The organism is uncultured Microbacterium sp., assembly GCF_963524805.1.
In the GTDB taxonomy this organism is placed as follows: domain Bacteria; phylum Actinomycetota; class Actinomycetes; order Actinomycetales; family Microbacteriaceae; genus Microbacterium.
In genome coordinates, this window is sequence record NZ_CAURGG010000007.1 from 22,024 (window position 1) to 48,519 (window position 26,496).

Here is a 26,496-nt window from a genome sequence, read left to right on the forward strand (position 1 = left end):
GGGTGCTGACCTGTCGTTGTTGTCGCTGAGTGCCCCGCACTCCTCTTCGACGACCCCCGACAGCCGCCGCGCTTCCGATGCGCGGCCTTTCCCACAGGATGCCATCGTGCGATACGCGCAGAGCGTGGCCGACCTCGTCGGCAACACCCCCCTCGTCCGGCTGAACCGCGTCACCACCGGCATCCGTGCCACGGTGCTCGCCAAGGTCGAGTACTTCAACCCCGGCGGCTCGGCCAAAGACCGCATCGCGAAGAACATCATCGACACGGCCGAGCGCGACGGCCTGCTGCGCCCCGGCGGGACGATCGTCGAGCCGACGAGCGGCAACACCGGTGTCGGCCTCGCCCTGGTCGCCCTGCAGCGCGGCTATCGCATGATCTTCGTCGTGCCCGACAAGTTCGCCGGCGAGAAGGTCGACGTGCTGCGCGCCTACGGCGCCGAGGTGGTCATCACCGAGACGAGTGTCGACCCCGACGACCCCCGCTCGTACTACAGCGTCTCCGACCGGATCGCGAGCGAGATCCCCGGCGCTTTCAAGCCGAACCAGTTCGCGAACCAGAACGGACCCCGCGGACACTTCGAGACGACCGGTCCCGAGATCTGGCGCGACACCGACGGCCTGATCACGCACTTCGTCGCGAGCATCGGCACCGGCGGCACGATCACCGGCACCGGCCGATACCTGCGCGAGCTGTCGCAGGGCGGCGTGCGGGTGGTCGGCGTCGACCCGGAGGGTTCGATCTACTCGGGCGGTCCGATCCACGGCTACGCGGTCGAGGGTGTGGGCGAGGACTTCTGGCCCGAGACCTTCGATCCCACCGTCGTGGACGAATACCAGCGGGTCGGCGATGCGGAGTCGTTCGCGATGACCCGTCGCCTGGCCCGCGAAGAGGGACTGCTCGTCGGCGGGTCCAGCGGCATGGCGGTCGTCGGTGCCCTGCGCACCGCGCGCGACCTGCCCGAGGACGCCGTCGTGGTGGTGCTGCTTCCCGACCACGGCCGCGCCTACGTGAGCAAGATCTTCAACGACGAATGGATGCGGCAGCGCGGGTTCGAGGTGGAGCAGCCGACTGCCGAACCGACGACCATCCCCGCCCCGAGGAGCAACGCATGAGCGAGCGCGACGCCGCACGAGGATTCGACAGTCTGGCTGTGCACGCCGGCCAGACGCCGGACCCCACGACCGGCGCGGTCATCCCGCCCGTGCACTTCTCCACGACCTTCGCGCAGGACGGCATCGGCGGGCTCCGCCAGGGGTACGAATACGGCCGCAGCGGCAATCCGACGCGCACCGCGCTCGAGACCCAGCTGGCCGCGCTCGAGGGCGGCCGGCATGCGCTCTCCTTCTCCTCCGGGCTCGCCGCCGAGGACGCGCTGCTGCGCGCGGTGCTGAAGCCGGGCGACGAGGTGCTCCTGGGCAACGACGTATACGGCGGCACCTACCGTCTCATCTCCCGCATCCTCGGCCCGTGGGGCATCGGGCTGCGCGTGGTCGACATGAGCGATCTGCCCGCCGTCGCCGCCGAGCTGGAAACCAAGCCCGCCCGCATCCTCTGGGTCGAGACCCCGAGCAATCCGATGCTGCGCATCACCGACATCGCCGGGCTCTCCCGCCTCGGCCGGGATGCCGGCGCACTCGTCGTCGTCGACAACACCTTCGCCTCCCCCGCCCTGCAGCAGCCGCTGAACCTCGGCGCCGACGTCGTGGTGCACTCCGCGACCAAATACCTCGGCGGACACTCGGATGTCGTCGGCGGAGCGCTCGTGATGAACGACGACACGGTCGCCGAGCAGGCGAAGTTCCTGCAGTTCGCCGCGGGCGCCGTCTCCGGCCCCTTGGACGCGTGGCTCACCACACGCGGAATCAAGACGCTCGGCATCCGGATGCAGCGGCACAGCGAGAACGCCACGGCGGTCGCCGCGTTCCTCGAGGGGCACGACCGGGTCGCGCGCGTCTACTACCCGGGCCTCTCCTCGCATCCGGGACACGAGCTGGCTGCCCGGCAGATGTCCGCGTTCGGGGGCATCGTCTCGCTCGCGCTGTCCGACGGGCCGGCGGCACGCAGATTCGCTGAGTCGACCCGGCTCTTCACCCTCGCCGAATCGCTCGGCGGCGTGGAGTCGCTCGTCAACTACCCCGACGCGATGACCCACGCGTCGGTGCGCGGCACGGAGCTCGCCGTGCCCGACGAGCTCGTGCGGCTGTCGGTGGGCATCGAGAGCGTGGACGACCTGCTCACCGACCTCGAGCAGGCGCTGGCCGGCCTCTAGCCGCTGGTCGGTGCGAGTTGCGCCATCTGGCCGCTTCGACGTGCTGCATTGCGGCCGTTCGCCGCAACTCAGCGCGTCAGTCGGGCAGGGGGTTCTCGCGGCGCGCGGCGCGGGCTTCATCCAGCAGCACGTGCTGCGCGCCCTCGTAGAGCTCCATCGCCTGAGCGGGGGTGTCGCCGACCGCGGTCATGCCGACGCGGCCGTGCTCGGTCAGGCAGCTGATCATGTGGAACACGATGCCCGCCTGCCTCGACTGATCGAAGTGCAGTCCGTGCCTGGCGACCACGTCGAACAGGTCGCCGATCGACAGGGCCCGCAGCTCGTCGGCCTCGAGGTGGTCGGTCGCGACGAGGTGCTTCTCGTCGCCCTCGCGCGTCACGAACCGGCCCGACTCGGCGTCGTAGCTTCCATCGGTCAGGAACTGGAGTGTGAGGAACGGATGCGTCGTGCCGCCCTTGCGCAGATTCAACTCGATCGCGTACGCGGACCATTGGCCCGCGGCATCCCGCACGACGACGAAGTCGACGGCGAATCGTCCGATCACACCCTCCCCAGCGAGGCGCTGCCCGATCGCCATTCCGGGTTCGCTGATCAGGCGGGAGTACGCCGGGTCGGCGGGAAACGTGCACCCGAGGTAGCTCTGGCCGGTCGCGCCGCCGAGCAGCTGATCGTGTGTGGAGAGCAGCTCGACGCTGCCGTCGGGCCGCACGCGCAGCTGCACGCTCGGACTCAGGAGGTCTTCGCCGACGATCCTCTCCTCGACGATGCCTCCATCCGAGGCCAGCTTGCCGACGTACCAGTCGAACGGGATGCTGGGCGATTCGAACTGCATGGAGTCGAGGCGTTCGAGAATCGCCGTGCGGCGCTCGGATGCCAACAGGCCGGCGATCCCGGCGAGTTCGACGAGCGCGTTGCCTGTGCCCGACACGCCGTCGTTGAGCTTCACGATGACCTCGCCCATGGTCGGGCGGATCTCGAGCATCCCGTCGATCGCCGCCGCGACGTCTTCGATGCTGTGCAGGTCCTCGACACCGAGCGGGTAGGCGACGCCCACTTCCCCGAACAGGCGCCGGCAGCCCGTCTTGGTCCCGAGGGGAGCCAGCCGCGGGTCGGCGCCGTACATCGGGATGCCCAGGGTCACGGCGATGTCGCGCTCGAGGTCGGTCGTGTTGTAGGGGATCAGGTGGCTGCGCATTCGATTCGGGATGTGGTCCGCGATGCGGGCGAGCAGCCGCGGACGCTCGAGCAGCTTCACGCTGAGCGGGCGCACCGATGCATCGCCCACCGACATCAGGGTCAGTCGCGCAAGGGCGTGGCTCGGAATGACACCCGGCAGGAGCGCCAGGTAGTACTCGACGATCCTCGGGTCGATCGGCATCGATGTGACGTAGATCATGCGCAGCCGCGGCTGTCGCAGCAGCAGGAGCAGGAAGAGGAACCGCTCCTCGTAGGCCTGCGTGGTGCTGCCGCTTACGGTCGTTCCGCTGGGCGTCACGGACGGGATGACGACGACCGACTCGTCGTCACTGTCGTGCCTCATCGCGTCCCAGACCGACGGCATCCGATCCTGCAGACGCTGGAACCGAGCGATGCGGGCGTCGTCGTCGAGGTCCGAAAGGGTCTGGACGGGCGCTGTCGCGAGTGTCGTCATGGGATGAGCTTCACCTTCGATTCATCGATGCCGGTCACATCGAATGCCCGGACGGGCCGGCTGAAACCGCGCAGATCGAGATCGCCCACCTGTATGCCGATGGCGAGGCCCTCGGTCGCCGAGAACACGCGCTGCGCGACGAGCACCTGCCCTGAGGCAGCCTCACCGCACAGCCGGGCGGCCAGGTTCGTGACGCTGCCGATCGCCGCGTAGTCGAAGCGCCCCTCGAAGCCGATGCGGCCAAGCGTCGCGAATCCCTGCGCAATGCCGATCCCGAAGCCGAGGTCGTAGCCGCGCCGGCTCCAGCCGGCCGCGAGCTCGGCCACGCTGTCGCGCATCGCGATCGCCATGGTCACGGCGCGCTCGGCAGCGTCGGGGACAGGCAGCGGGTCGTTGAAGAAGACCATCAGCCCGTCGCCGGTGAACCGCTCGAGGGTGCCCTCGAAGCGGTGGATGAGCTCGCCGAGTGTCTGGTGATATTCGGACAGCACCCCCATCACCTCCTCGGGCTCGCTCGATTCCGCGAAGGGCGTGAAGCCGCGAAGATCGCAGAACAGCACGACGATCTCGCGTCGGTGACTGGCGAGGAAGGCCTCGTTACCGGAGTCGATGATCACCTCGACGAGCTGCGGCGAGAGGAACCTGCGCAGTCGATTCACCCGCTGCAGCTCGGCCACCTGCGCATCGACCCGCGCCGTGAGCTCGGTGTTCCAGCGCGCCAGCTCTTGCGACTGCCGCTCGATCGTGTCCTGGTAGCGCTTCACCCGTGCCAGGGAGGCTACCCGGGCGAGCAGCTCACCTTGGTTGAGAGGCTTGCTCACGAAGTCGTCGGCGCCCGCCTCGATCGCGCGGACCTTTTCCTGGTCGCCGCTCGCGGTGATCATCACGACGGGCAGGAACTCCCACCCCGGCATCGTCCGGATGCGACGGCACACCTCGTACCCGTCGATTCCCGGCATGAGGATGTCCAGGAGCACCAGGTCCACGTCCGAGTCGGGCAGCAGCTCGAGCGCCTCCTCGCCTGAGGCCGCCGTCAGCACCCGATAGCCGCGTGGGGTCAGTACGGCATCCAGCAGCCGCAGATTCTGAGGCAGATCGTCGACCGCGAGGATCGTCACCGGTTCACCGGACATCGGTTCGCCCGACGCTCAGGTAATCCTGAATCTGGGAGGGCAGCGACCGCACGCTGAGGGGCTTGCTCAGGTAGCCGTCGAAACCCGCGCCCGAGGCGCGTTCACGATCTTCGGGCATGGCGAATGCAGTGACCGCGACCACCGGCACGGAGTCCAGGTGCGGGCTCTGCCGGATCATCCGCAGGGCCTCGTATCCGTCGATCCCGGGCAGCTGGATGTCCATGAGGACCAGATCCGGCGCGCAGCTCTGCGCGAGCGTGACTCCCTCTTCGCCCGACGGCGCGGCGACGACCTCGTAGCCCGAGATGGTGAGCACGTCACGGACGAGCTTCAGATTGATCGGATTGTCCTCGACGATCAGTATGCGCGCGGAGGCCATCACACCGCTCCCTTCGACCGAGCCGGCGCGCGCTCTACCGGCACGGCACCGGTGCGCCGAAGAGCAGCGATGAGAGCCTCTCGAGCGACCGGCTTGATCAGATAGTCCGCCGCCCCGAGCGCCATGCCGCGATGCTTCTCGTCGAGGATCGACACGATGACGACGGGAACATCGCGCGTCGCGTCCTCGGCACGCACGCGTTCCAGGATCTGCCAGCCGTCCAGACCGGGAAGTCGGATGTCGAGGACCACTGCTGCGGGGCTCAGCGTGCGGATCAGCTCGAGCCCCTCGAGGCCGTTGCGTGCCAGCGCGAGCCTCACACCGAGTCCGTCGAGGTAGGCGGTCATCAGGTCGAGCGAGGCGCGGTCATCATCGACGACGACAACCACGGGAAGATCGGCATCCGCGCTCGGCGCACCGCGCGTCGGGTCGTCCGCACCGTCGATCGGCACGGTGAAGCCGAATGTGCTGCCCGCCCCCAGTTCCGTCTCGAGCCACATCGTGCCGCCGAGCAGCGCGACGATCCGTCGGCAGAGTGTCAGTCCCAGACCGGTGCCCTCCTCGCTCTGCGCACCGCGCCGGCCCTGCTGGAAAGACTCGAAGATCCGCTCGCGATCCTCGGGCCGGATGCCGACGCCGTCGTCCGTGACGGCGACCGCGATCTCGCTCCCCTTGCGCTCGGCCGAGACCCGCACGTGACCGCCGTCCGGCGTGAACTTGACCGCATTGCTCAGCAGGTTGAGCAGCACCTGCTTGAACCGCAATTCGTCGGAGTCGAGTGTGTCCAGATCGACGTCGACATCGAGACTCACGGCGATGCCGTGCGCGGACGCGCGCTCCCGGACCATCGAGATCGCGTACTCGAGGGCGCCCCGCAACGGGAAGGTCGACCGTTCCAGTTCCATGCGCCCTGCCTCGACCTTCGACAGATCGAGGATGTCGTTCAGAAGCTGCAGCAGGTGGCGGCCCGAGCTCAGGATGTCGTGCAGATATTCATCCTGACGATCGTTCAGCTCGCCGAACATGCGCTCCAGCAGCACCTCGGAGAACCCGATCACGGCGTTCAGCGGCGTTCGCAGCTCGTGGGACATGCTCGCCAAGAACTCGGACTTGTGCTGGCTGGCCACCTGGAGTTCGGCGGACTTGGTCTCGAGCTCTCGGAACAACTGTGCGTTCCACACGGCGAGCGCGGATTGCCCCGCGAACGTCTCGAGGAATTCCACGGTTTCGGCCGGAAACTCACCCGTCGTCTTCCGGCGCACCACGAGAGCCCCGATGATCCGCTCGCCGCGCAGCACCGGCACCGCGATCATCGACCGCCAGCCGTCGTCGTACAGCAGCCGCAGGTGCGGGTCGAGTTCGACCGCCCCGAGGTCCGCCACCGCGATCGGGTGTCCTTCGAGCGCCGATCGGCCGACCAGGGTGGTCTCGAGTTCGACGCGGATCGTGCGCAGCTTCGTCAGCAGCTCGGCACTGCTCGCGTATGCGCTGCGCACCGAGAAGCAGCGCTCGTCCTCGACGTACTCCATGATCGACCCGCCGTCGCAACCCGAGAAGCGCACGGCGTTCATGATGATGTTCGAGAGCACTTCGTCCAGGACGAGGCTGGAGCTGACCAGGCCCCCGACCTCACTGAGCGCCTCGAGCTGCTCGACCTTGCGCCCCAGCTCCTGACCGCGCTCCTCGAGTTCGCGCACGAGGTGCACGTTGCGCACCACGACGGCCGCCTGCGCGGCGAACGCCTCCAGGAGGGCGATGCCACGCTCGTCGAATGGATCGACCTCCGTGCGGACAAGGGAGATCGTTCCCACCACCTCGTCGTCCAGGAGCATCGGCGCGCTCATCGAGGTGCGGAACCGCACGATGCGCTGGACGTCCTGGCGGCCGTATTCCGGATCGGCCAGGACATCTGGAATCTGCTGGATAGTGCGGTCGGCCGTGACGCGTCCGACCAGGGAGGCGCGGTCCAGTTGGAACGGATGGGCGGCGACGTGCTGCACGTACTCGTCCGAGAAGCCGACTGCGGACGCCAGCGCGAAGTGATCGCCGTCGATCAGCATGATGGCGGCCGCTTGGCACCGGCACAGCCGGCGCGCGCTCTCGACGATCGTGTCGAGCACCGCATCCGGGTCGGACGAGGATCGCCCCAGCGCGATCAGCACCTCGTTCATCGCGGCGAACTGGTCGGTGGCGTCGGTGTAGTCCGCTGGAGGCTCTCATAGTCCTCTAGGTCGACGTGACCGACCCGACCGCTGATGTTGGCCTCCTCTCAAGAGACCTTCGCCGGGTGCCGGGCTCCGCACCCCCATCCGGCGACCCGGGCCTCATTGTCCTCGCGCGAATTTCGCCGCGCAAGAGCTCCTGCGGCAGCGCCGCTGGAGCTCGCGTCCCAGCCCGGCCCCTCGGTCAGCGGGTTCTCAGGCCGTCCAGCGCGATCCGCAGCACGTCGTCGGCCAGCTCGGCGGCCCCCTCGGGTCCGGTCGGTCGATACCACTCGACGATCGAGTTGACCATTCCGAACACCAGTCGCGTGGCGACCGAGGGGTCGACGTCCGCGCGGACCGTGCCCTCGCCCTGAGCGTCGCGCACGAGACCCGTGATCCGGTGGTCGAACGCCCGCCGCCGTTCCAGCGCCGCGCGCTCGACGTCGCTGTTGCCGCGCACCCGCAACAGCAGCGTGACGTAGGGCAGTCGCTCCACGAGCACCCGCACGGCTCCCCGCAGGACGTATTCCAGGCGCGCGCCGGCGGCACCCTTCCGCGCGCCCCGCTCATCGAGCACGCCCTCCAACCCGCCCAGCGCTTCGTCCAGGGCGACGCGCAGCAGATGCTCTTTCGAGTCGTAGTGGTGGTACAGCGCGGACTTCGTAAGGCCCAGCCGCTCAGCCACCGCCGCGACCGACGTCGCGTCGTACCCGTGCGCGATGAAGAGCTCGACAGCCGCCGCGAGGATCTGCTGCGGGTCGTAGCCCGGCCGTCCCCGGCGTGCGGGCGCGAGCTCCGCATGCGCCACAGGCTCGGTCATCCCCTCAGTCTGACACCGCCACGGCGGTTTGCCGGAACCCGCATCCGCTTGGCATACTGATTTCCTGAACGCTCGGTTGGTAATTCGAGCGCCGTTCTGCACATCGCGGTCAGGAGAGCAGCGCATGAGTGACGCCCCACTCCTCGTCGAGCGCCTGCCCGACCGCGTCGTCGCGACGCTCGACCGGCCCTCCAAGCACAACGCGATCGACCAGGCCACCATCGACTGCCTGCACGAGCTGTGCGCGGAGCTGGAGGCGCAGCCGCGCACCCTCATCCTCACGGGGGCGGGCGGCACGTTCGCCGCGGGCGCCGACATCGCGCAGCTGTGCGACCGGCGGGCCGAGGACGCCCTCCGCGGCATCAACGCGACGGCATTCGTCCGCGTCGGCGAGCTGCCCATGCCGGTGATCGCCGCGATCGACGGGTATGCGCTGGGCGGCGGGGCCGAGCTGGCGTACGCCGCCGACATCCGCATCGGCTCCACGACGCTGCGGATCGGCAACCCCGAAACAGGCCTGGGTATCCTCGCCGCGGCCGGCGCGACGTGGCGCCTGCCCGAGATCGTCGGCCACGCCCGCGCCGCCGAGCTGCTGCTGACCGGCCGGGTGGTCCACGCGGATGAGGCTGCCGCGATCGGGCTGGTCTCGAGCGTGCACCCCGCCGCCGACCTGCTGGCCGCGGCACACGCGATCGCCGACCGCATCGCGACGAACGACCCGCTCGCGACGCAGTACACCAAGCGCGCCCTGCGGGCACCGCGGGAGCGGCATCCCGCCATCGACGGCGAGCTGCAGGCCGAGCTGTTCGAGCGCCCCGAGAAGCAGCGCCTGATGACCGCCTTCCTCGAGAAGCGAGCGGAACGATGACGCCGCCGCGCACGGTCGGCGTGGTCGGCGGCGGGCGCATGGGCGCGGGCATCGCACACGCATTCCTGCTCGCGGGAGCGGAGGTGGTGATCGTGGAGCGCGACGAAGATGCCGCGGATGCCGCCGCCGAGCGCGTCCGCACGAGCATCGAGCGGTCCCTCGACCGCGGGGACGCCGCTCGCTCCCTCGCTGAGATCGAGGCGGCGTTCTCGACCGCGACGGATGCCGCGGCGTTCGTGGACTGCGAGCTCGTCATCGAGGCGGTCCCCGAGGACCGGGTCCTGAAGACGGAGGCGCTGACCCGCGCCGAGCGGGCGATGCCCCCCACGGCCGTTCTCGCGACCAACACCTCCTCGCTCTCGATCGACGATCTGGCCGAGGGCCTCGAGCGATCGCAGCTGTTCCTCGGGCTGCACTTCTTCAACCCGGTGCCCGCCTCGACCCTCGTGGAGATCGTGGTCGGCGCCGCGACCGCGCCGGAGGCGGTCGCGGCTGCTCGCGGCTGGGTCGACGCGATCGGCAAGACCGCGATCGTGGTGCGCGACTCGCCGGGCTTCGCGTCCAGCCGCCTGGGACTCGCGCTCGGTCTGGAGGCCATCAGGATGCTCGAGGACGGCGTCGCGAGCGCAGAGGACATCGACACGGCCATGATGCTCGGGTACCGGCATCCGGTCGGCCCCCTGCGCACGACCGACCTGGTCGGACTCGACGTCCGCCTCGCCATCGCCGAGGAACTGCACGAGCGGCTCGGCGCACGCTTCGAACCGCCCGCCCTCCTGCGCCGTCTGGTGGCCGAAGGCAACCTCGGCCGCAAGACCGGCCGCGGGTTCTACGAATGGGAGAACGACCGATGACCGAGATCCTGCCGAGCTTCGTCCGCGGGCAGTGGTGGAGTCCGGATGCCCCCGCCGCGGCATCCGACGTGCGCGACGCCGCGACCGGAGAGCTCATCACGCGCGTGAGCACCCAGGGGCTCGACCTGGCCGGCGCTCTGGAATACGCGCGCACGGCGGGGCAGCGCAGCCTCGGTGCTCTCACCTTCCACCAGCGGGCGGTGCTGCTCAAGGAGTTCGCGCTCGCGCTGACCGAGCGCAAGGAGGAGCTCTACGCGATCTCGGCGCGCACCGGGGCGACCAAGGCCGACTCGTGGGTCGACATCGACGGTGGCATCGGCGTGCTGTTCTCCTACTCGGGCAAGGGCCGTCGTGAGATGCCGAACGCGCAGGTGTATGTTGACGGGCCGGTCGAGCCCCTGTCGAAGGACGGCTCATTCCTCGGACGGCATATCTACACGCGCCTTCCCGGAGTGGCGGTTCAGATCAACGCCTTCAACTTCCCGGTGTGGGGTTCGCTCGAGAAGTTCGCCCCGGCATTCCTGGCCGGCATGCCGACGCTCGTCAAGCCCGCGACGCCGACGGGGTACCTCACGGAGGCGTACGTGCGCATCCTCGTCGAGTCCGGGCTGCTGCCCGACGGCTCGCTGCAGCTGGTCAGCGGAAGCGTGCCCACCCTGTTCGACCACCTGCGTCTGGGCGACCTGGTCGGGTTCACCGGGAGCGCGTCGACCGCTGAGAAGCTGCGCGCACACGACAGCGTCCAGACCGGCGGCGTGCGCTTCACCAGCGAGACCGATTCGATCAACGCCTCGATCCTCGGCGCCGATGCGACCGAAGGCACTCCCGAGTTCGACGCGTTCGTCCGGCAGCTCGTGACCGAGATGACATCCAAAGCCGGGCAGAAGTGCACCGCGATCCGGCGGGCGCTCGTACCGACGGCATCCGTCGACGCCCTTGTCGAGGCAGTGCGTGCGCGCATCGACGAACGCGTGGTCCTCGGCGATCCGCGTGCGGAGGGCGTGACCATGGGTCCGCTCGCCTCGACCGCGCAGCGCGACGAGGTGCTGCGGCAGGTTGCGAAGCTCGAGGCGGCGGGCGGCGAGATCGTCATCGGCTCCACCGCACCGCCGCAGGTGACCCGCGCCGACGGCTCGATCGGTGCCTCGGACGGCGCCTTCGTCGCGCCGCTCCTGCTGCGGTTCCGGGATGCCGCGTCCGATGCGCTGCACGAGGTCGAAGCGTTCGGCCCGGTGGCCTCGGTGCTCGCATACGGCTCCACCGCCGAGGCTGCCGACCTGGTCGCGCGCGGTGGCGGCTCACTGGTCACGAGCGTCGCCACCCACGATCCCGCGATCGCGATCGAGCTGATCGGGCGGATCTCGGCCTTCAACGGCCGCGTGCTGCTACTCGACCGCGACGACGCGCGCTCCTCGACCGGGCACGGATCACCGCTGCCGAACCTCGTGCACGGCGGTCCGGGTCGCGCGGGCGGCGGCGAGGAGCTCGGCGGCATCCGCGCGGTGCTGCACCACATGCAGCGCACGGCCATCCAGGGCTCGCCCGACATGCTCACCGCGCTGACCGGTGTGTGGCACGCCGGCGCGGCGTCGCAGCCGGGCGGCGAGCATCCATTCCGCAAGTCCCTCAACGAACTGCGGATCGGCGACCAGATCGTCTCGGCCTCGCGGGAAGTCACCCTGGCCGACATCGAGACGTTCGCCCACTTCACCGGCGACACCTTCTACGCGCACATGGACGAGGCCGCGGCATCCGCCAATCCCTTCTTCCCGGGCCGGGTCGCACACGGCTATCTGCTCGTCTCCTGGGCTGCGGGGCTGTTCGTCGACCCCGCCCCGGGACCCGTGCTGGCCAACTACGGGCTGGAGAACCTGCGGTTCGTCACCCCGGTCTCACCGGGCGACGAGATCCGCGTGGAGCTGACGGCGAAGCAGATCACGCCGCGCGAGACCGACGAGTACGGCGAGGTGCGGTGGGATGCGGTCATCCGCAACCAGAACGACGAGATCGTGGCGCAGTACGACGTGCTGACGCTCGTCGAGAAGCAGCTCGCCGCGGTCTGAGCCCGCTTCTGCGGCGTCGATCGGCACTGCTCCTCGGCGCGTGATGCCGAACTCGGGGCCCGATGCCGAACTCAGGGCCTGATGCCGAACTCAGGGCCTGGTGCCGAATTCAGGCTGGGCGCACCGCTCCCGGCTTCGGAACCCCGGAATCCCGCCGGCCGGTCCCGCCTCTTCCCGCACCCAGCCTGAATTCGGCACGCGCAGAGCGACAGACCGGTGCGCGGCCGGCCGGGCTGTCCGCAGGACCCGCGATCAGCGGGGCGGCAGCGTCCGGTCGGTCGTGAGGGAACGGCCGCGCACCTCGGCCACGACCGCTCCCGTCTCGTCGGTGACGGTCACGTCGTACAGGCCCGAGCGACCGGCCCGGGCGCGGCGGATGGCGGTCGCAGTGAGCGTCTGCCCGGCCGTCGTCGAGCTCAGGAACGTGATGTCGGCGCCCTGGGCGACGGTGATCCGCTCGTCCTCGTTGCATGCGATCGCGAACGCGGTGTCGGCGAGCGCGAAGACCAGCCCGCCGTGCGTGATGTGGAAACCGTTCGTCATGTCCGGCCGCACGAGCATCGAAACCACGGCGCGGCCGGGCTCGTCGTGCTCCACGACCATCCCGAGCGCCGCCGAGGCGAGGTCGCGCTGCATCATCGCTTTCGTGGGGCGCTCCATGTCTGCAATAATATCTGAACGATCGTTCTGTAAATACATCGGAGTCGAAGATGACCGCATTCCCCACCGAGGTCTCGGAGCAGGAGCGCTTCGACGAGATCATCGCCGCCGACTCGCGCATCGAGCCGCGCGACTGGATGCCCGAGGCGTACCGCAAGACGCTCATCCGCCAGATCTCGCAGCACGCGCACTCCGAGATCATCGGAATGCAGCCGGAGGGCAACTGGATCACCCGGGCGCCCAGCCTCAAGCGCAAGGCGATCCTGATAGCCAAGGTGCAGGACGAGGCCGGACACGGTCTGTACCTGTATTCGGCCGCCCAGACCCTCGGCATCACCCGCGACGAGATGATGCAGCAGCTGATCGACGGCCGGGCCAGGTACTCGTCGATCTTCAACTACCCCACCCCCGCGTGGGCCGACATGGGGGCGATCGGCTGGCTCGTGGACGGCGCCGCGATCTGCAACCAGGTGCCCCTGTGCCGCGCCTCGTACGGTCCCTACGGGCGGGCCATGGTGCGCATCTGCAAGGAGGAGTCGTTCCACCAGCGTCAGGGATTCGAGATCCTGCTGGCCCTCATGCAGGGCTCGCCCGCGCAGCAGAAGATGGCTCAGGATGCCGTGAACCGCTGGTACTGGCCGAGCCTGATGATGTTCGGTCCCCCCGACGAGCAGTCGCCGAACTCGGCGCAGTCGATGGCGTGGAAGATCAAGCGCTTCTCGAACGACGACCTCCGCCAGCGGTTCGTGGCGATGCTCGTGCCCCAGGCGGAGGCGCTCGGTGTCACTCTCCCCGACGAGAACCTGCACTGGAACGACGCCGAGCAGCGCTACGACATGAGCGAGATCGACTGGACCGAGTTCCACGAGGTGCTGGCCGGCCGCGGACCGCTCAACGCCGAGCGCCTGCGCGCCCGCCGCGCCGCCCACGAAGAGGGCGCCTGGGTGCGCGAGGCGGCGGCGGAGTATGCACGCAAGCAGGCCGCGAAGACGCGAAAGGCGGTCGCGTGATGGCCACGCCCGGCGCTTCGACAGGCTCAGCGAACGAGGCGGCCGAGACCTGGCCGCTCTGGGAGGTCTTCGTTCGCGCGAACCGTGGCCTGAGTCACGTGCACGTCGGCTCGCTGCACGCGCCCGACGCAGAGATGGCCGTCCGCAACGGCCGCGATCTCTACACGCGCCGCGGCGAGGGCGTCTCGATCTGGGTCGTGCCGGCCGAGGCGATCACCACGAGCGATCCCGACGCGAAGGGTGCGTTCTTCGAGAGCCCGGCCGGCAAGAACTACCGCCACGCGGTGTACTACACCGCCTCGGAGGGGGTGCCGCACCTGTGACCGAGGCGCACGGGGAGGTCACCGTCGACGAGCTGACACTGGCCGACGAGTTCACCGGGGCGGATGCCGCAGCCCCGGCATCCGCCGACGTCGCGGAGTATGCGCTGTGGCTGGGCGATGACGCTCTGATCCTGGCCCAGCAGCTCGCGGGATGGATCGCCCGCGCGCCGGAGCTCGAGGAGGACGTCGCGCTGGGCAACATCGCGCTCGATCTGCTCGGCCACGCGCGGTCGCTGCTGCGGTACGCCGGGACCGCGGACGGACGCTCGGAGGACGACCTGGCGTTCTTCCGTGATGAGCCCGAATTCCGTTCCGCGTGGATCGTCGAGCAGCCCAACGGCGACTTCGCCCAGACGATCGCGCGGCAGCTCGTCGCCGCGACCTTCATGTTCGAGCAGTACCGCGTCCTGCAGCACTCCCGCGACGAGACGCTCGCCGCGATCGCCGGCAAGGCCGTCAAGGAGGTCGACTACCACCGCGACCACGCGATCCAGTGGACGCTGCGGCTCGCCGGCGGCACCGATGAGTCGCGATCCCGCATGATGCGCGCCATCGGCGACGTCTGGCCGTACGTCGACGAGTTGTTCCGGGACGAACCGCTCATCGACCGGCTCGACGGCATCGCGGCGCGGCCGTCCGCCCTGCGCACCGGCTTCGACGAGGTCATGGCGGTCGTCTTCGCCGAGGCGGAGCTCGAGGAGCCACGGGGCTTCCTGTCTTCGGGCGGCGGACGACGCGGCATCCACTCCCCGCACCTGGGTTTCGTGCTCGCCGAGATGCAGGTGCTCGCCCGTCAGCATCCGGGGGTGACGTGGTGACCCCTCGGATACAGGAGCGGTCGCGCGAGCACGCGTGGGCCGTGGCTGCCACCGTCACCGATCCCGAGGTCCCGGTGCTCACGATCGAGGACCTCGGCGTGCTGCGTGCCGTGGAGGTCGACCACGACCGCGCGACGGTCACGCTCACGCCGACCTACAGCGGCTGCCCGGCGATGGACGTCATGCGCGACGACGTGATCCTCGCGCTCACCGCCGCGGGGTACGACCGCGTCGATGTCCGGCTGGTTCTCGCCCCGGCCTGGACCACGGATTGGATGACGGATGCCGGCAAGCGCAAGCTCACCGCGTACGGCATCGCGCCGCCGAGCGGCCGGGCCGCCCTGCAGCACGGCATCGTCCGGCTGCAGTTGGCCGTGAAGTGCCCGCGATGCGGGTCGCTGCGCACTCGGGAGATCGCGCGGTTCGGGTCCACTTCGTGCAAGGCCCTGTTCGAGTGCGAGGACTGCCTCGAGCCCTTCGATCACTTCAAGGTGATCTGATGGCGACGGTGACCCGCCGCCGCGCACGCTTCCACGAGCTGGAGGTCGCCGCGGTCCGCCCGCTCACCGCCGACAGCATCGAGGTGACCTTCGCCGTGCCGCCCGAGCTGCAGGGCGAGTACGACTACCTGCCGGGACAGTACGTCGCGCTGCGCACCGAGGTCGACGGCCACCAGGTCCGTCGCAGCTACTCGATCTGCCGGCCGCCGACATCGGGCACGATCAGCGTCGGCATCAAGCGCGACCTCGGCGGCCTGTTCTCGGTGTGGGCGCACGAGCATCTCGCCGTCGGCGACCGCATCGATGTCATGAGCCCGGAAGGCACATTCACCTCGAACCTGCCCGACCTGGAACACGCGCACCTCGCCGGCATCGCCGCAGGCTCCGGCATCACGCCGCTCATGGCGCTGGCCTCCTCCGTACTGGCGTCCTCGCCGACGTCGCGGTTCACGCTCGTCTACACGAACCGCGCGACGCAGGACGTCATGTTCCTCGAGGAGCTCGCCGACCTCAAGGACCGCTACCCGGCGCGTCTCGCCCTCCATCACGTGCTCTCGCGGGAACAGCGCGCGGCTCCCCTGCTGTCGGGCCGCATCGACGCCGAGAAGCTGGATGCGATCCTCGACAGGCTCGTGCCCCCGCAGACCGTGACCGAATGGTTCCTCTGCGGGCCGTTCGAACTCGTCGCCCTGTGCCGCGACGCGCTCGCGAAGCGCGGAGTGGCGGCATCCGACGTCCGTTTCGAGCTGTTCACCACCGACGCGGACACCCCGCGCGCCGATCGCGGCCGGCCGATCGTCACCCGGGCGGGGGACGCGACGGTGGCGATCGAGTTCACGCTCGACGGGCTGTCCTCGCGCGTGGACTCGCCGGTGGCGGCGAACGAGGCGATCCTGGATGCTGCCTTGCGGGTGCGCGCCGACGTGCCCTTCGCCTGCGCGGGAGGCGTGTGCGGCACGTGCCGGGCGCGGCTGGTCGAGGGGAGCGTCCACATGACCGAGAACTACGCGCTCGAGCCTGACGAGCTCGAGCGCGGGTACGTGCTGACCTGCCAGTCCCACCCGACGAGCGACCGCGTGGTCGTCGACTACGACGTCTGAACGGAGCACACGATGATCGAGCTGACCATCGACGCCGGCGTGGCCCGCGTCGAGCTGAACGCGCCCGCCAAGCGGAACGCCCTCGACGAGGCCGCCCTCGCAGAGCTCGCAGCTGCGTACGACGAGGCCGAGGCGGCGGGCGTTCGCGCGCTCGTGCTCAGCGGGGCGGGCCCGGCGTTCTGCGCCGGGCGCGACATCTCCGCGGTCGACCCCCGTGACGATGACGTCATGCGGTACCTCGACGGCCTGGTCACCCCTCTGCTGCGCCGAATGTCGCGCTTTCCCGCGCCGACTTTCGCGGCGGCGCACGGCGCGTGCCTCGGGGTCGGCCTCGGACTGCTCATCGCGACCGACGTCGTGTACGTCGCTGATTCCGCGCGCATCGGCTCGCCGTTCGCCGCGCTCGGCGCGACCCTCGATTCCGGCGGCCACGCCCTGTTCTACGAGCGGCTCGGCGCGCACAAGACCCTCGACCTCATCTACACCGCGCGGCTCATGAGCGGCACCGAGGCGGTGCAGTCGGGTCTGTTCTCCCGTGAGATGCCGGCCGATGAGCTGTACGACCGCACGCTCGAGGCGGCCGAACGCGCCGCCGCCGGAGCGACGCAGGCGTTCCTCGCGAGCAAGGCCCTGATCGGCCGCATCCGGGACGAGCGCCTGGGCCTGTGGGACGCGGTCTCCGTCGAGAACGCGGCGCAGGCGGCGCTCTGCGACACCGACGACTACCGCGAAGGCTTCGAGGCCTTCCAGCACAAGCGCGCTCCGCGTTTCACCGGCGGACGCTGAACCGCCGACCGTGGTGCATGCTCAAAGGATGAGCAAGCGCGGAACTGTCTCACTCGGCGTCGCGGCATCCATCGGCCCGGATCTCGCGGCCCAGCTCGCCCCGCTGGCCGAGCAGGCGGGCTTCCACGCCCTCTGGGTCAACGACACTCCCGGGGCCGATGCCCTTGCCGTGCTGCAGGCGGCAGCGGCCACCACGAACACCCTCGTGCTGGCGACCGGTGTGCTGCCGATCGACCGTCGGTCACCGCAGCAGATCGCCTCCGAGGTGCAGACGGCGCGGCTGCCGCAGGACCGTCTCGTGCTGGGGATCGGATCCGGACAGGCCCGGACCGGCGTCCTCGATTCGGTGCGGGATGCCGCCGCCGCACTTCGTGGGGCGCTGGATGCGACGGTGCTCATCGGAGCGCTCGGGCCGAAGATGCGCCGCCTCGCGGCGGAGCGGTCCGACGGCGTGCTGCTCAGCTGGCTGACGCCCGACATCGCCCGCGCCCAGGCCGGGGAGGCTCGCACGGTGCGCTCGACGGCGCATGTCGCGCTGTACGTGCGCACCGCACTCGACCCCGCCGCGTCGCCCCGCCTGCAGGATGAGACCGCCCGCTATGCGGGGTACCCGTCGTACGCGGCGAACTTCGACCGTCTCGGCATCGACGGGAACGACACGGTCCTGGATGCCGCGACCGAGCATCCCGCCGACCGCCTGGAGAGCTACCGCGTCGGCGTCGATGAAGTGGTGCTGCGGGCGATCACCCCCGGCGACGACCCAGCGGACTATCGCACCTTCATCGCGCAGGCATCGGCGCTGCTGGGCTAGGGCGACGGCAGGGTCACGCCCTGGTGCTTTCGCGCGCGACTATCTCGGATCGCTTCGAGCGCGTACCAGACGAGCGTGGCCACCGCGATGCCCTCGAGCAGCCCGGCCAGGACGTCGCTGAGCCAGTGGGCGCTGAGGTAGGTGCGGGCCCACACCATCCACACCACCCAGACGACGCCGAGCAGCCAGACCCACCAGCGGCGGAAGATGAGGCCGAGGGTGATGGCGACCGTCACGGCCACCGCGGTGTGGCCCGACGGGAACGACGTCGCGACCTTCTCGGCGAGCGAGCTCTCCGGTCGCACGCGAGCGACCAGGTACGACATGGGAGCCCCGATACCGACCACCACGACCAGGGCGATCGCGAAGTGCGCGGCATCCCACCATCGCCGGCGAAGCAGGAACAGTCCGGTGATGATGATCGCCGTGATGATCATCCCGAGGATGCCACCGCCCCACCCCGGGATCCAGGCCATGACGAGCCAGAAGTCGTTCCGGCTCTGCACCATGAGATCGTTCCACCACACGTCGATCCCCAGCGGCTTCTCGTCGTCGAGGGTGATGACATAGCGCAGGATCGCGAAACCGACGGTCGCGGCGATGCCGACCACGAGGGTGATCATGCGCCGGGAATCGGGTTCGACCGGTTCGACGTCGGGGACCGGGGCAACCGGGGCGTCAGAGGTCATCACGCCACCTCCTGTCTGGAGCGAGCGACGCGCGGGTGGCGTCTCTCACCAGCGCAACCCTACGACACCGCGTCCGCTGAGCGCGCAGCCACGTAGGGTTTCGATCATGGATGCGATCGATCGATGAACGACTTCGGCCACCGCCTGATCAACCGCTTCCATCGTGGCCTGCTCGCGGTGACCGGCGGTCGCATCGGCTCCCGATTCGGATCGATGCCCGTCGTCGAGCTGCACACGATCGGCCGCAGCTCGGGCGAACGGCGCAGCGCCATGCTCACGGCGCCCGTGCGCGAGGACGGGCGCTACGTCCTGGTCGCCTCCAAGGGCGGTGACCCCCGGCATCCCTCGTGGTACGTCAACCTCGTGGCGAACCCCGACGTCGAGCTGACCGTCGACGGACGCACCGTTCCGATGCGCGCACGCACCGCCACGCCGGCCGAGCGCGCGGAGCTGTGGCCGCGCATCACGCGCGCCTATCCCGGCTATGCCGGGTATCAGCGCAAGACCACGCGGCAGATTCCGGTGGTCATCTGCGAACCCCGCTAGCGCGGCCGATCCGGCCGGTCAACCCCGCTGACCGGTGCCGCGCGCCTGCTTACGTTGGCCGACGACGAGGAGATGCCTCGTCCTGACTCGCGACGACGGAGGCGCACCATGAGCGAAACGATGACCGACCCGCGATCCAAGCACCCCGAAGACGGCTTCCCCGCGCAGGAGCAGGATCAGCCCGGACTCACCGAGCAGACGGAGTTCACCCCCGACCACGGCGAGGACTCCTACGTCGGCCACGACCGGCTTCGCGATCGCAGAGCCCTGATCACCGGTGGCGACTCGGGAATCGGCCGAGCGGTCGCGATCGCGTTCGCCCGCGAGGGCGCCGATGTCGCGATCGTTCATCTGCCGGAAGAGGCACCGGATGCCGAGACCACCGTCGGACTGGTGGAATCGGCGGGCCGCCGCGGCGTCTCTTTCGCCGGCGACCTGCGCGACGAGCAGTTCGCCGGCTCGATCGTCACCGACACCGTGTCCGAGCTGGGCGGCATCGACATCCTCGTGCTCAACGCCGCCTACCAGAAGGACCGCGAGGGGCTGGAGTCGCTGGAGACCGGCGAGTTCGACCGGGTATTCAAGACCAACCTCTACGGTCTCGTGTGGACGGCCCGCGCAGCGGTGCCGCATCTGAAGCCGGGAGCCTCGATCATCGTGACCGCATCGATCCAGGCCTTCGATCCGTCGCCCGGCCTGATCGACTACGCCATGACCAAGGCCGCGCAGGTCGCTTTCGTCAAGGCGCTCGCGCAGGAGCTCGGCGAGAAGGGCATCCGCGTGAACGCGGTGGCACCCGGGCCGATCTGGACTCCCCTGATTCCCGCGACCGGCTGGGACAGCGAGCGGCTCGCCTCGTTCGGTCAGGACACGCCTCTCGGGCGTGCGGGGCAGCCGGCGGAGCTCGCCGGAGCCTACGTCTACCTCGCATCAGAGGACGCGTCGTACGTCTCCGGCGCGGTTCTGCCGGTGACCGGCGGCAAGGGCCTCTAGCGAGGGCGGTCCCCCGCGTCGACGTGTCGTACATGCGCGCGACACGCCGGGCGGGACGTGCATATACGACAAGTCAGCGGACCGGTCGGGGCGCTCAGAGCGCCGCTTCGTGCACGTCGCGCGCCTTCAGGGTGCGGAACGTCGTCACCAGGTGCGTGCCGATCAGCACCTTCCCGCGGGAGTGCAGCTTCTGCAGGTCGAGATAGGCATCCGAGATCTCCTCGAGCGGATACAGTCCCGAGATCAGCAGCGTGAACGCCCGCGCCTGGGCGAGCTGCGCCAGGCGCTCGAGCAGCGCTGTGCCGCGCGTGACGGATTCCGGATCATCGCGTAGCAGCCGAAGCTCGGTGTGGCGGCGATCGGCGCTGGAACGGTAGCGGCTCTGCGGTACGCCCAGTTCGGCCGCGATGTCGTGCCCGTCCTGTCCGAAGTTGTCGATCAGCGCGGTCACGGGCCCGCCCGCCGCCGCGCGGATGCGGTCCACGATGCCCTCGCCGTAGCGCACCGGCTTGATCCCGAGCTGGCGCAGGTAGTCGAAGTTGCGGTCGCCGCACGTGCCGATCACCGTGGCGCCGCGATGCCTGGCCAGCTGCGCCTCCACGCTGCCGACGGCGCCGGCGGCCGCGGAGATCACGACGGTGTCGTTCGGCCCGATCTTCAGCTCGTCGAGGGTGTCCAGCGCCGTCGCGCCGGCGAGGAACAGTCCACCGGCCGCCTCCCATGCGAGGCTCTTGGGCTTGGCGACCAGAGCGGCTTCGGGAACCGTCACGTAGGTGGAGTGAGCGCCCGAGCGGACATGGCCGATCACCTCGGATCCGGGTGGGAACCGCGAGGCCCGGGTGCCCGAGACGACGACGCCGGCGAAGCAGCTGCCCGACCGACGCGGCCACGGCTCGACCCAATCCGTCTCGCGCCCTTCGCGGATGAACCCGTCGATGTGGCTGATGCCCGCGCAGATCACCTCGACCACGACCTCGCCCGGAGCAGGCTCGGTCAGCGGGTGCCGCCTCAGCTCGTACACCCCGGTGTCGCCCGTGCGGTCGTATTCGACGACCATCGACTGCTGCAGCTTCTTCACCATGATCCCGGCGCCTCTCGCTCGATGAGTCGGCGCACTGCGGTCGAGGAGTACTGCCTCATCGCACGCGCTCACCAGGTCATTCCGCAGAAGTGCCTCGTCTGGATGCAGGCAGGCGGCACCTGGTGCGCCGGAGGCGTCAGCGCACGTGGATCGCCGCGGGCTGGATCGAGACGGTGAACGACTTGGTCTCGCCGATCTCCTCGCCGTCGATCTCGAAGGCGCGCACCTCCGGAAGCGTCACCGCGATCGACTTCGCCCGGCCGTGGTTCACGGCATCCGTACTCGTGACATCGTCCGACTTCGTGATGAGGCGCTTCAAGCCGTTGTCCCACATCATCGTCTTGAGCGTTGCGGCCCATTGCGCGAATCCCTCGGCACTGAGCACGAGGTAGTCCAGTTCGCCGTCGTCCGGAACAGCATCCGGAAGCAGGGTGATCCCGCCCTGCAGGCTGCCGCAATTGGCGATCAGCAGGGTGTGACCCTCTTCTTCGCGTCCGGGCTCGTCGTCCTTGGTGATGTGGAACGGCACGACTTCGCTCGCGGCGAGCGCGCGGCCCAGCGATTCGACGTACGCCAGCCACCCTGCCTTGTCCTTCAGGTCGTCATTGGTCTCGGCGATCATGTGCGCGTCGATGCCGAAGCCGACCATCACCGCGAACGCGTGACGCTCCGTGCCGGCGGGCAGTTCCACCTCCACCCACCCGACGTCGATCGCGCGTGCGTCGCCGTCGAGGGCACGCACGAAGGCCGCCGGCACATCGCCGAGCGGCACCTCGAGGTTGCGGGCGAGCAGATTGCCGGTGCCCAGCGGGATGATCCCCAGCTGCGCGTCGGAGGACGCGTCCGCCAGGTGCTCGGCAGCGGCCCGCACCGTGCCGTCGCCGCCGGCGACGATGACCAGGTCGGCTCCCGCCGCCAGCGCATCCCGGGTCGCGCCCACGCCCGGATCCTCGACTGTGGTCTCCCACCAGGTGATCTCGGGCGTGGCACCCTCGCCGATCGCATCGGTGAGCCCTGCCTCGAGGGTCTCCTTCTCGGTCTTGGACGGGTTCCAGACGACGGCGATGTGCGATGTCATCGAGGGCTCTTCTCGCTCGGGTGGTGACGTCAGCGCGAACGGCGCTGATCACGACGATAGGGCGTGCAGCCGGGGAGCAGGTGGGATTGACGCCGCGTGCTCAGGCGTGCACGGCGCCGTCGCGCGCATGCATGGTGCGGCGCATCGCACAACCCCCTGCGCCCGGGCGGCCCGAGGAGCAGGATGGGAGCATGATGACGATGCACTACACCGGGGGAACGGTAGTGATGGCGAACGATGTGGCCGAGTCGGTGCTGCAGTACGCGCGCGCACTCGCCGCCACACAGGAATCCGACGTGCTGTACGTGCCCGTGGTCACCGATACGGGGGTTCTCACCACGGCGGAGTTCCTCGTCGGTCCGGCGAGTCAGTTGCTGGCCGTACCGCTCGAGGGCGTCGAAGAGCGCGGGCGGGATCAGGACGTGATCGACGACATCGAAAAGCGGACCAGGATGCTGCGCCCCTCAGTCGCCGCCGTCCGTCAGGTTCCGCGCGACTCGTTCTCGTTCGACCACGACCAATCCTGAGCGGACGACCGATCTCGATCGGTCAGCGGGCTGCGCGCAGCTTCTTTCGGAAGTAGATCTCCTGGATGCCGTCGCCCGTCTCGACCCGCTCGGTCTCGACGTAGCCGCAGCGTTCGTACAGCCGGATGTTCGCCTCGCTCAGGCTTCCGGTGAACAGTTCGGCCTCCTCCGCTGACGAGGCGCGTTCGGCGGCGTCGAGCAGCATCTGCCCGATGCCCTCACCCTGCTGGTCGGGAGCGATCGCGATCCGGCCGACGAGCAGCAGACCATCCTCCTCCCGCACCCGGATGGCGCCGACCAGGCGGCCGTCGACCCGTGCCACCCAGCCCTGCGCGGCGCGCAGCTCGGCCTCGAGCTCGGCGAGGGTCTGGGTCAGGGGCGGCATGTCGACCGAGCCGTAGATCAGCGCCTCCGAGACGAACGCCGCGCGCTGGATCGTGAGCACCTCGCCCGCTTCCGACGGCGAGATGGGCGAGAGCACGGCGCGATCGGCCGCACGTCGATCGTCGTGCTCATCGGAGGTGGCGGGGAGCGGTGTGGTGGCCATGCCAGGAGCGTACGGTCGGAATCGCCCGACCCCACCAGGCTTGACACGGTCCGTCAGCCCCGGCTGCGCAGTCCATACGGGCATTGCGGCGATGCCGCAAGGCCTTGTCGGGCCGGCACCCCGGCGGAAAGACTCGAAGGATGGTTCTCGTCGGCTATCACGCTTCCCATGAGCAGCTGCCCCCGAGCAGCCTGCTCGCCGCGGTGATCCGGGCCGAATCGGCCGGCTTCGACGCGGCGATGTGCTCGGATCATCTGGCGCCGTGGGGGATGCGCCAGGGCGAGTCCGGCTATGCCTGGAGCTGGCTCGGCGCCGCGCTGGCCTCGACGTCCTTCTCGCTCGGGGTGGTGACGGCGCCGGGGCAGCGCTACCACCCGGTGGTCACCGCCCAGGCGATCGCGACTCTCGAGGAGATGTTCCCGGGGCGGTTCTGGGCGGCGCTCGGCAGCGGGGAGGCGGTCAATGAGCACGTCACCGGCGACCCGTGGATCCCCAAGGACCGCCGCAACGCACGGCTGCGCGAGTCGGTCTCCGTGATCCGTTCGCTGCTGGCCGGCGAAGAGGTCACGCACCGCGGGGAGATCGAGGTGCACCGCGCGCGGCTGTGGAGCCGCCCGGACGCGTCCCCGCCGCTTCTCGGCGCCGCGGTGACCCCGCAGACCGCGGCATGGGCAGCAGGCTGGGCCGAGGGCCTCGCGACCGTCGCCCAGCCGGTCGAGGTGCTCGAGCGCGTCGCGAGGGCGTACACGGCAGCCGGAGGCGCGGGTCCGAGGGTGCTTCAGGTGCACGTCTCGCTGGAGGACACGGATGCGGCAGCCGTCGCGGTCGCTCGCGACCAGTGGCGGCACTCCGCCATCAGCGGGGTCTCACTGTGGGATGTCGAGCAGCCCGAGGACTTCGACGCCCTGGCGGGCGACCCGAGCGACGAGCAGCTGCGCTCCGGCGCGCTCATCTCGCACGACGCGCAGGAGCTGGCCGACCGGATCGCAGCTCTGGTCGCGCTGGGTTTCGACCGGGTCTACCTGCACGGCATCGGCACCGACCAGTCGGCTTTCCTCGCGCGCGCCGAGCGGGATCTGCTGCCCGCGCTGCGGAGGGCACTGTGAGAGCGGGTGCCCGGTGAAGATCACCGACACGAGCGATCTGTGGTGGAAGAGCGCCGTGATCTACTGCCTCGACGTCGAGACGTACATGGACGCGAACGACGACGGCGTGGGCGACTTCGCGGGCCTCGCCCGCCGTATCGACTACCTGGCCGACCTCGGGATCACGTGCCTGTGGCTCATGCCGTTCTATCCCACCCCGGACCGCGACGACGGCTACGACATCAGCGACTTCTACGGCATCGATCCGCGCCTGGGCAATCACGGCGACTTCGTGGAGGTGATCCGCACCGCGCAGGACCGCGGCATGCGCGTGATCGTCGACCTGGTCGTCAACCACACCTCCGACAAGCATCCGTGGTTCGTCTCCGCCCGGCGCAGCCGCACCTCGCCGCACCGTGACTTCTACGTCTGGCGCGACGAGCCGCCCGCCAAGGAGCAGCCGACCGTCTTCCCGGGCGAGGAGGCCGGCGTGTGGGAGTACGACGAGCGCACCGAGCAGTACTTCCAGCACGTCTTCTACCGCCACCAGCCCGATCTGAACGTCGCCAACCCGCAGGTGCGCGACGAGATCGCCAAGACTGTCGGCTTCTGGCTGGCGCTGGGCGTCTCGGGGTTCCGGCTCGACGCCGTCCCCTTCTTCCTCGAGATTCCGGAGGGTGCCGACATGGGCGACCCCCACGAGCTTCTGCGGGATCTGAAGCGCTTCCTCCAGCGCAGGTCGGGCCACGCCGCGATGCTCGGCGAGGTCAACCTGCCCTACTCGCAGCAGCTCTCCTTCTTCGGCGGTCCCGACGGCGGGGAGCTGGATCTGCAGTTCGACTTCATCGGGATGCAGGCGCTCTACCTGTCGCTCGCCCGCCAGGACCCCTCCCCACTGACGGCCGCGCTGAGGTCGCGGCCGCCGCTTGCGCCCGAGGTCGGGTGGGCCAATTTCGTGCGCAACCACGACGAGCTGACCCTGGACAAGCTGACGGATGCCGAGCGCGAAGAAGTCTTCACGGCCTTCGCCCCCGATGAGTCGCAGCGCGTGTACGGACGCGGGATCACGCGCCGACTGCCGCCCATGCTCGCGGGGGATCCGCGCCGCATCCGCATGGTCTACAGCCTGCTCTTCTCGCTGCCGGGCACGCCCGTGCTGTTCTACGGCGAGGAGATCGGCATGGGCGAGAACCCGAAGGTGCCGGGTCGGGGATCGGTGCGGACGCCCATGCAGTGGACCGACGGCAAGAACGGCGGGTTCTCGCACGCGGCCGCGAGCCGGCTGGTGGCGCCGCTCCCGACGGACGGCTACGCGCCGGTGCACGTGAACGTGCAGCGGCAGCGCAACGACGACGACTCGCTGCTCCAGTTCGTCCGACACCTGATCAGCCGGTACCGCGTCTCGCCCGAGATCGGCTGGGGCACCCTCTCGATCCTCGACCACGACGGGGTGGGGGTGCTGGCGCACGAGGTCAGAGCAGACGTCGGGCGGATGATCGCCCTGCACAATTTCACCGACGTGCCCGTGCGCCTGCGCGTCGAGCTCGGACCTGTCGAGGACGGCACCGCCCTGCTCGACCTGCACGGTTCGGAGCGGATCGACGTCGGGGCGAACGGCCGTGTGGAGACCGAGCTGGATCCCTACGGGTACCGCTGGCTGCGGGTGTCGCCGCCTGGTGACACGCGCATCGGGTGACGG

General features: G+C 69.7%; 27 protein-coding genes. 17 read left to right on the top strand and 10 right to left on the bottom strand.

Features of this window, described 5'->3' with window-relative positions; translation table 11 throughout:
* Positions 1 to 106: 106 nt before the first annotated feature.
* Both RWQ91_RS12920 and RWQ91_RS12925 read left to right on the top strand, forming a co-directional pair.
* Complete coding sequence (locus tag RWQ91_RS12920) at positions 107 to 1,114, top strand: pyridoxal-phosphate dependent enzyme (protein WP_314506680.1); 1,008 nt, start codon at positions 107 to 109, stop codon at positions 1,112 to 1,114.
* Positions 1,111 to 2,271 carry a cystathionine gamma-synthase gene (locus tag RWQ91_RS12925; RefSeq protein WP_314506683.1) on the top strand — a complete coding sequence of 387 codons (1,161 nt, stop codon included), beginning with the start codon at positions 1,111 to 1,113 and terminating at the stop codon, positions 2,269 to 2,271. The genes RWQ91_RS12920 and RWQ91_RS12925 overlap by 4 nt, the downstream gene beginning before the upstream one ends.
* 76 nt (positions 2,272 to 2,347) lie before the next feature.
* Here the strand turns inward: RWQ91_RS12925 and RWQ91_RS12930 are convergent, their stop codons facing one another.
* The 5 genes from RWQ91_RS12930 to RWQ91_RS12950 all read right to left on the bottom strand — a co-directional run bounded on the left by RWQ91_RS12930 (position 2,348) and on the right by RWQ91_RS12950 (position 8,458).
* Positions 2,348 to 3,922 (bottom strand): peptide ligase PGM1-related protein, encoded by a 1,575-nt coding sequence (locus tag RWQ91_RS12930; RefSeq protein ID WP_314506685.1) that lies wholly within the window; start codon positions 3,920 to 3,922, stop codon positions 2,348 to 2,350.
* Positions 3,919 to 5,055, bottom strand: a complete 1,137-nt coding sequence (locus RWQ91_RS12935) for a response regulator (RefSeq protein ID WP_314506687.1) — start codon at positions 5,053 to 5,055, stop codon at positions 3,919 to 3,921. The genes RWQ91_RS12930 and RWQ91_RS12935 overlap by 4 nt, the downstream gene beginning before the upstream one ends.
* Positions 5,045 to 5,434 (bottom strand): response regulator, encoded by a 390-nt coding sequence (locus tag RWQ91_RS12940; RefSeq protein ID WP_314506689.1) that lies wholly within the window; start codon positions 5,432 to 5,434, stop codon positions 5,045 to 5,047. The genes RWQ91_RS12935 and RWQ91_RS12940 overlap by 11 nt, the downstream gene beginning before the upstream one ends.
* Positions 5,434 to 7,605, bottom strand: a complete 2,172-nt coding sequence (locus RWQ91_RS12945) for a GAF domain-containing protein (RefSeq protein ID WP_314506692.1) — start codon at positions 7,603 to 7,605, stop codon at positions 5,434 to 5,436. Before RWQ91_RS12945 ends, RWQ91_RS12940 begins: the two co-directional genes overlap by 1 nt.
* Before the next feature lie 235 nt (positions 7,606 to 7,840).
* Complete coding sequence (locus tag RWQ91_RS12950) at positions 7,841 to 8,458, bottom strand: TetR/AcrR family transcriptional regulator (RefSeq protein ID WP_314506695.1); 618 nt, start codon at positions 8,456 to 8,458, stop codon at positions 7,841 to 7,843.
* A gap of 124 nt (positions 8,459 to 8,582) precedes the next feature.
* On the opposite strand from RWQ91_RS12950, the gene RWQ91_RS12955 reads away from it, so the two are divergent.
* The 3 genes from RWQ91_RS12955 to paaZ are packed head-to-tail and all read left to right on the top strand — an operon-like array spanning position 8,583 to position 12,243.
* Positions 8,583 to 9,326 (top strand): enoyl-CoA hydratase/isomerase family protein, encoded by a 744-nt coding sequence (locus RWQ91_RS12955; protein WP_314506698.1) that lies wholly within the window; start codon positions 8,583 to 8,585, stop codon positions 9,324 to 9,326.
* Positions 9,323 to 10,180, top strand: a complete 858-nt coding sequence (locus RWQ91_RS12960) for a 3-hydroxyacyl-CoA dehydrogenase family protein (RefSeq protein ID WP_314506701.1) — start codon at positions 9,323 to 9,325, stop codon at positions 10,178 to 10,180. The genes RWQ91_RS12955 and RWQ91_RS12960 overlap by 4 nt, the downstream gene beginning before the upstream one ends.
* Positions 10,177 to 12,243, top strand: coding sequence for a phenylacetic acid degradation bifunctional protein PaaZ (paaZ, locus tag RWQ91_RS12965; RefSeq protein ID WP_314506705.1), 2,067 nt, complete (start codon positions 10,177 to 10,179; stop codon positions 12,241 to 12,243). The genes RWQ91_RS12960 and paaZ overlap by 4 nt, the downstream gene beginning before the upstream one ends.
* A gap of 252 nt (positions 12,244 to 12,495) precedes the next feature.
* Here the strand turns inward: paaZ and paaI are convergent, their stop codons facing one another.
* Positions 12,496 to 12,903: a hydroxyphenylacetyl-CoA thioesterase PaaI gene (gene paaI, locus RWQ91_RS12970; protein WP_314506707.1), complete on the bottom strand. Its 408-nt coding sequence runs from the start codon at positions 12,901 to 12,903 to the stop codon at positions 12,496 to 12,498.
* A gap of 50 nt (positions 12,904 to 12,953) precedes the next feature.
* Here paaI and paaA point away from each other — a divergent pair, with 50 nt between their 5' ends.
* Genes paaA through RWQ91_RS13005 form a run of 7 tightly spaced genes read left to right on the top strand, consistent with a single transcriptional unit; the run spans position 12,954 to position 18,251 of the window.
* The gene (gene paaA, locus RWQ91_RS12975; protein WP_314506709.1) at positions 12,954 to 13,913 is read left to right on the top strand and encodes a 1,2-phenylacetyl-CoA epoxidase subunit PaaA; all 960 of its coding nucleotides are present in this window, start codon (positions 12,954 to 12,956) and stop codon (positions 13,911 to 13,913) included.
* Positions 13,913 to 14,236, top strand: a complete 324-nt coding sequence (gene paaB, locus RWQ91_RS12980; RefSeq protein ID WP_314507029.1) for a 1,2-phenylacetyl-CoA epoxidase subunit PaaB — start codon at positions 13,913 to 13,915, stop codon at positions 14,234 to 14,236. Before paaA ends, paaB begins: the two co-directional genes overlap by 1 nt.
* A complete protein-coding gene (gene paaC, locus RWQ91_RS12985) occupies positions 14,233 to 15,054 on the top strand; it encodes a 1,2-phenylacetyl-CoA epoxidase subunit PaaC (protein WP_314506711.1) in 822 nt (273 codons plus the stop codon). The genes paaB and paaC overlap by 4 nt, the downstream gene beginning before the upstream one ends.
* On the top strand, positions 15,048 to 15,554 hold the full coding sequence (paaD, locus tag RWQ91_RS12990; RefSeq protein ID WP_314506714.1) for a 1,2-phenylacetyl-CoA epoxidase subunit PaaD: 507 nt from the start codon (positions 15,048 to 15,050) through the stop codon (positions 15,552 to 15,554). Before paaC ends, paaD begins: the two co-directional genes overlap by 7 nt.
* Positions 15,554 to 16,654, top strand: a complete 1,101-nt coding sequence (paaE, locus tag RWQ91_RS12995) for a 1,2-phenylacetyl-CoA epoxidase subunit PaaE (protein WP_314506716.1) — start codon at positions 15,554 to 15,556, stop codon at positions 16,652 to 16,654. Before paaD ends, paaE begins: the two co-directional genes overlap by 1 nt.
* A gap of 12 nt (positions 16,655 to 16,666) precedes the next feature.
* The gene (locus tag RWQ91_RS13000) at positions 16,667 to 17,440 is read left to right on the top strand and encodes an enoyl-CoA hydratase/isomerase family protein (protein ID WP_314506718.1); all 774 of its coding nucleotides are present in this window, start codon (positions 16,667 to 16,669) and stop codon (positions 17,438 to 17,440) included.
* 28 nt (positions 17,441 to 17,468) lie between these two features.
* The gene (locus RWQ91_RS13005) at positions 17,469 to 18,251 is read left to right on the top strand and encodes an LLM class flavin-dependent oxidoreductase (RefSeq protein ID WP_314506719.1); all 783 of its coding nucleotides are present in this window, start codon (positions 17,469 to 17,471) and stop codon (positions 18,249 to 18,251) included.
* Here RWQ91_RS13005 and RWQ91_RS13010 read toward each other — a convergent pair.
* Positions 18,248 to 18,940 (bottom strand): phosphatase PAP2 family protein, encoded by a 693-nt coding sequence (locus RWQ91_RS13010; protein ID WP_314506720.1) that lies wholly within the window; start codon positions 18,938 to 18,940, stop codon positions 18,248 to 18,250. The two genes, RWQ91_RS13005 and RWQ91_RS13010, sit on opposite strands and share 4 nt — an antisense overlap.
* 123 nt (positions 18,941 to 19,063) lie before the next feature.
* On the opposite strand from RWQ91_RS13010, the gene RWQ91_RS13015 reads away from it, so the two are divergent.
* On the top strand, positions 19,064 to 19,486 hold the full coding sequence (locus RWQ91_RS13015; RefSeq protein WP_314506721.1) for a nitroreductase family deazaflavin-dependent oxidoreductase: 423 nt from the start codon (positions 19,064 to 19,066) through the stop codon (positions 19,484 to 19,486).
* Between the two features lie 108 nt (positions 19,487 to 19,594).
* The gene (locus RWQ91_RS13020) at positions 19,595 to 20,479 is read left to right on the top strand and encodes an SDR family oxidoreductase (RefSeq protein WP_314506722.1); all 885 of its coding nucleotides are present in this window, start codon (positions 19,595 to 19,597) and stop codon (positions 20,477 to 20,479) included.
* A gap of 94 nt (positions 20,480 to 20,573) precedes the next feature.
* On the opposite strand, the gene RWQ91_RS13025 is transcribed toward RWQ91_RS13020, so the two are convergent.
* Together RWQ91_RS13025 and RWQ91_RS13030 are read right to left on the bottom strand one after the other, a co-directional pair.
* A complete protein-coding gene (locus RWQ91_RS13025; RefSeq protein WP_314506725.1) occupies positions 20,574 to 21,560 on the bottom strand; it encodes an NADP-dependent oxidoreductase in 987 nt (328 codons plus the stop codon).
* A gap of 136 nt (positions 21,561 to 21,696) precedes the next feature.
* Positions 21,697 to 22,638 carry a diacylglycerol kinase family protein gene (locus RWQ91_RS13030; protein WP_314506727.1) on the bottom strand — a complete coding sequence of 314 codons (942 nt, stop codon included), beginning with the start codon at positions 22,636 to 22,638 and terminating at the stop codon, positions 21,697 to 21,699.
* A gap of 191 nt (positions 22,639 to 22,829) precedes the next feature.
* Here RWQ91_RS13030 and RWQ91_RS13035 point away from each other — a divergent pair, with 191 nt between their 5' ends.
* Positions 22,830 to 23,165 carry a hypothetical protein gene (locus tag RWQ91_RS13035; RefSeq protein WP_314506731.1) on the top strand — a complete coding sequence of 112 codons (336 nt, stop codon included), beginning with the start codon at positions 22,830 to 22,832 and terminating at the stop codon, positions 23,163 to 23,165.
* 22 nt (positions 23,166 to 23,187) lie between these two features.
* Here the strand turns inward: RWQ91_RS13035 and RWQ91_RS13040 are convergent, their stop codons facing one another.
* On the bottom strand, positions 23,188 to 23,712 hold the full coding sequence (locus RWQ91_RS13040; protein WP_314506734.1) for a GNAT family N-acetyltransferase: 525 nt from the start codon (positions 23,710 to 23,712) through the stop codon (positions 23,188 to 23,190).
* Positions 23,713 to 23,852: 140 nt separating this feature from the next.
* Here RWQ91_RS13040 and RWQ91_RS13045 point away from each other — a divergent pair, with 140 nt between their 5' ends.
* Together RWQ91_RS13045 and RWQ91_RS13050 are read left to right on the top strand one after the other, a co-directional pair.
* Positions 23,853 to 24,818 carry a TIGR03885 family FMN-dependent LLM class oxidoreductase gene (locus RWQ91_RS13045; RefSeq protein WP_314506736.1) on the top strand — a complete coding sequence of 322 codons (966 nt, stop codon included), beginning with the start codon at positions 23,853 to 23,855 and terminating at the stop codon, positions 24,816 to 24,818.
* Between the two features lie 13 nt (positions 24,819 to 24,831).
* The gene (locus RWQ91_RS13050; protein WP_314506740.1) at positions 24,832 to 26,493 is read left to right on the top strand and encodes an alpha-amylase family protein; all 1,662 of its coding nucleotides are present in this window, start codon (positions 24,832 to 24,834) and stop codon (positions 26,491 to 26,493) included.
* Positions 26,494 to 26,496 lie beyond the last annotated feature (3 nt).

Excerpts from the sequence above, each read along its gene's own strand:
- RWQ91_RS12925 (WP_314506683.1), top strand. The coding sequence starts at position 1,111 with ATGAGCGAGCGCGACGCCGCACGAGGATTCGACAGTCTGGCTGTGCAC.
- RWQ91_RS12930 (WP_314506685.1), bottom strand. The coding sequence starts at position 3,922 with ATGACGACACTCGCGACAGCGCCCGTCCAGACCCTTTCGGACCTCGAC.
- RWQ91_RS12935 (WP_314506687.1), bottom strand. The coding sequence starts at position 5,055 with ATGTCCGGTGAACCGGTGACGATCCTCGCGGTCGACGATCTGCCTCAG.
- RWQ91_RS12940 (WP_314506689.1), bottom strand. The coding sequence starts at position 5,434 with ATGGCCTCCGCGCGCATACTGATCGTCGAGGACAATCCGATCAATCTG.
- RWQ91_RS12945 (WP_314506692.1), bottom strand. The coding sequence starts at position 7,605 with ATGAACGAGGTGCTGATCGCGCTGGGGCGATCCTCGTCCGACCCGGAT.
- RWQ91_RS12950 (WP_314506695.1), bottom strand. The coding sequence starts at position 8,458 with ATGACCGAGCCTGTGGCGCATGCGGAGCTCGCGCCCGCACGCCGGGGA.
- RWQ91_RS12955 (WP_314506698.1), top strand. The coding sequence starts at position 8,583 with ATGAGTGACGCCCCACTCCTCGTCGAGCGCCTGCCCGACCGCGTCGTC.
- RWQ91_RS12960 (WP_314506701.1), top strand. The coding sequence starts at position 9,323 with ATGACGCCGCCGCGCACGGTCGGCGTGGTCGGCGGCGGGCGCATGGGC.
- paaZ (WP_314506705.1), top strand. The coding sequence starts at position 10,177 with ATGACCGAGATCCTGCCGAGCTTCGTCCGCGGGCAGTGGTGGAGTCCG.
- paaI (WP_314506707.1), bottom strand. The coding sequence starts at position 12,903 with ATGGAGCGCCCCACGAAAGCGATGATGCAGCGCGACCTCGCCTCGGCG.
- paaA (WP_314506709.1), top strand. The coding sequence starts at position 12,954 with ATGACCGCATTCCCCACCGAGGTCTCGGAGCAGGAGCGCTTCGACGAG.
- paaB (WP_314507029.1), top strand. The coding sequence starts at position 13,913 with ATGGCCACGCCCGGCGCTTCGACAGGCTCAGCGAACGAGGCGGCCGAG.
- paaE (WP_314506716.1), top strand. The coding sequence starts at position 15,554 with ATGGCGACGGTGACCCGCCGCCGCGCACGCTTCCACGAGCTGGAGGTC.
- RWQ91_RS13000 (WP_314506718.1), top strand. The coding sequence starts at position 16,667 with ATGATCGAGCTGACCATCGACGCCGGCGTGGCCCGCGTCGAGCTGAAC.
- RWQ91_RS13005 (WP_314506719.1), top strand. The coding sequence starts at position 17,469 with ATGAGCAAGCGCGGAACTGTCTCACTCGGCGTCGCGGCATCCATCGGC.
- RWQ91_RS13010 (WP_314506720.1), bottom strand. The coding sequence starts at position 18,940 with ATGACCTCTGACGCCCCGGTTGCCCCGGTCCCCGACGTCGAACCGGTC.
- RWQ91_RS13015 (WP_314506721.1), top strand. The coding sequence starts at position 19,064 with ATGAACGACTTCGGCCACCGCCTGATCAACCGCTTCCATCGTGGCCTG.
- RWQ91_RS13020 (WP_314506722.1), top strand. The coding sequence starts at position 19,595 with ATGAGCGAAACGATGACCGACCCGCGATCCAAGCACCCCGAAGACGGC.
- RWQ91_RS13025 (WP_314506725.1), bottom strand. The coding sequence starts at position 21,560 with ATGGTGAAGAAGCTGCAGCAGTCGATGGTCGTCGAATACGACCGCACG.
- RWQ91_RS13030 (WP_314506727.1), bottom strand. The coding sequence starts at position 22,638 with ATGACATCGCACATCGCCGTCGTCTGGAACCCGTCCAAGACCGAGAAG.
- RWQ91_RS13035 (WP_314506731.1), top strand. The coding sequence starts at position 22,830 with ATGATGACGATGCACTACACCGGGGGAACGGTAGTGATGGCGAACGAT.
- RWQ91_RS13040 (WP_314506734.1), bottom strand. The coding sequence starts at position 23,712 with ATGGCCACCACACCGCTCCCCGCCACCTCCGATGAGCACGACGATCGA.
- RWQ91_RS13045 (WP_314506736.1), top strand. The coding sequence starts at position 23,853 with ATGGTTCTCGTCGGCTATCACGCTTCCCATGAGCAGCTGCCCCCGAGC.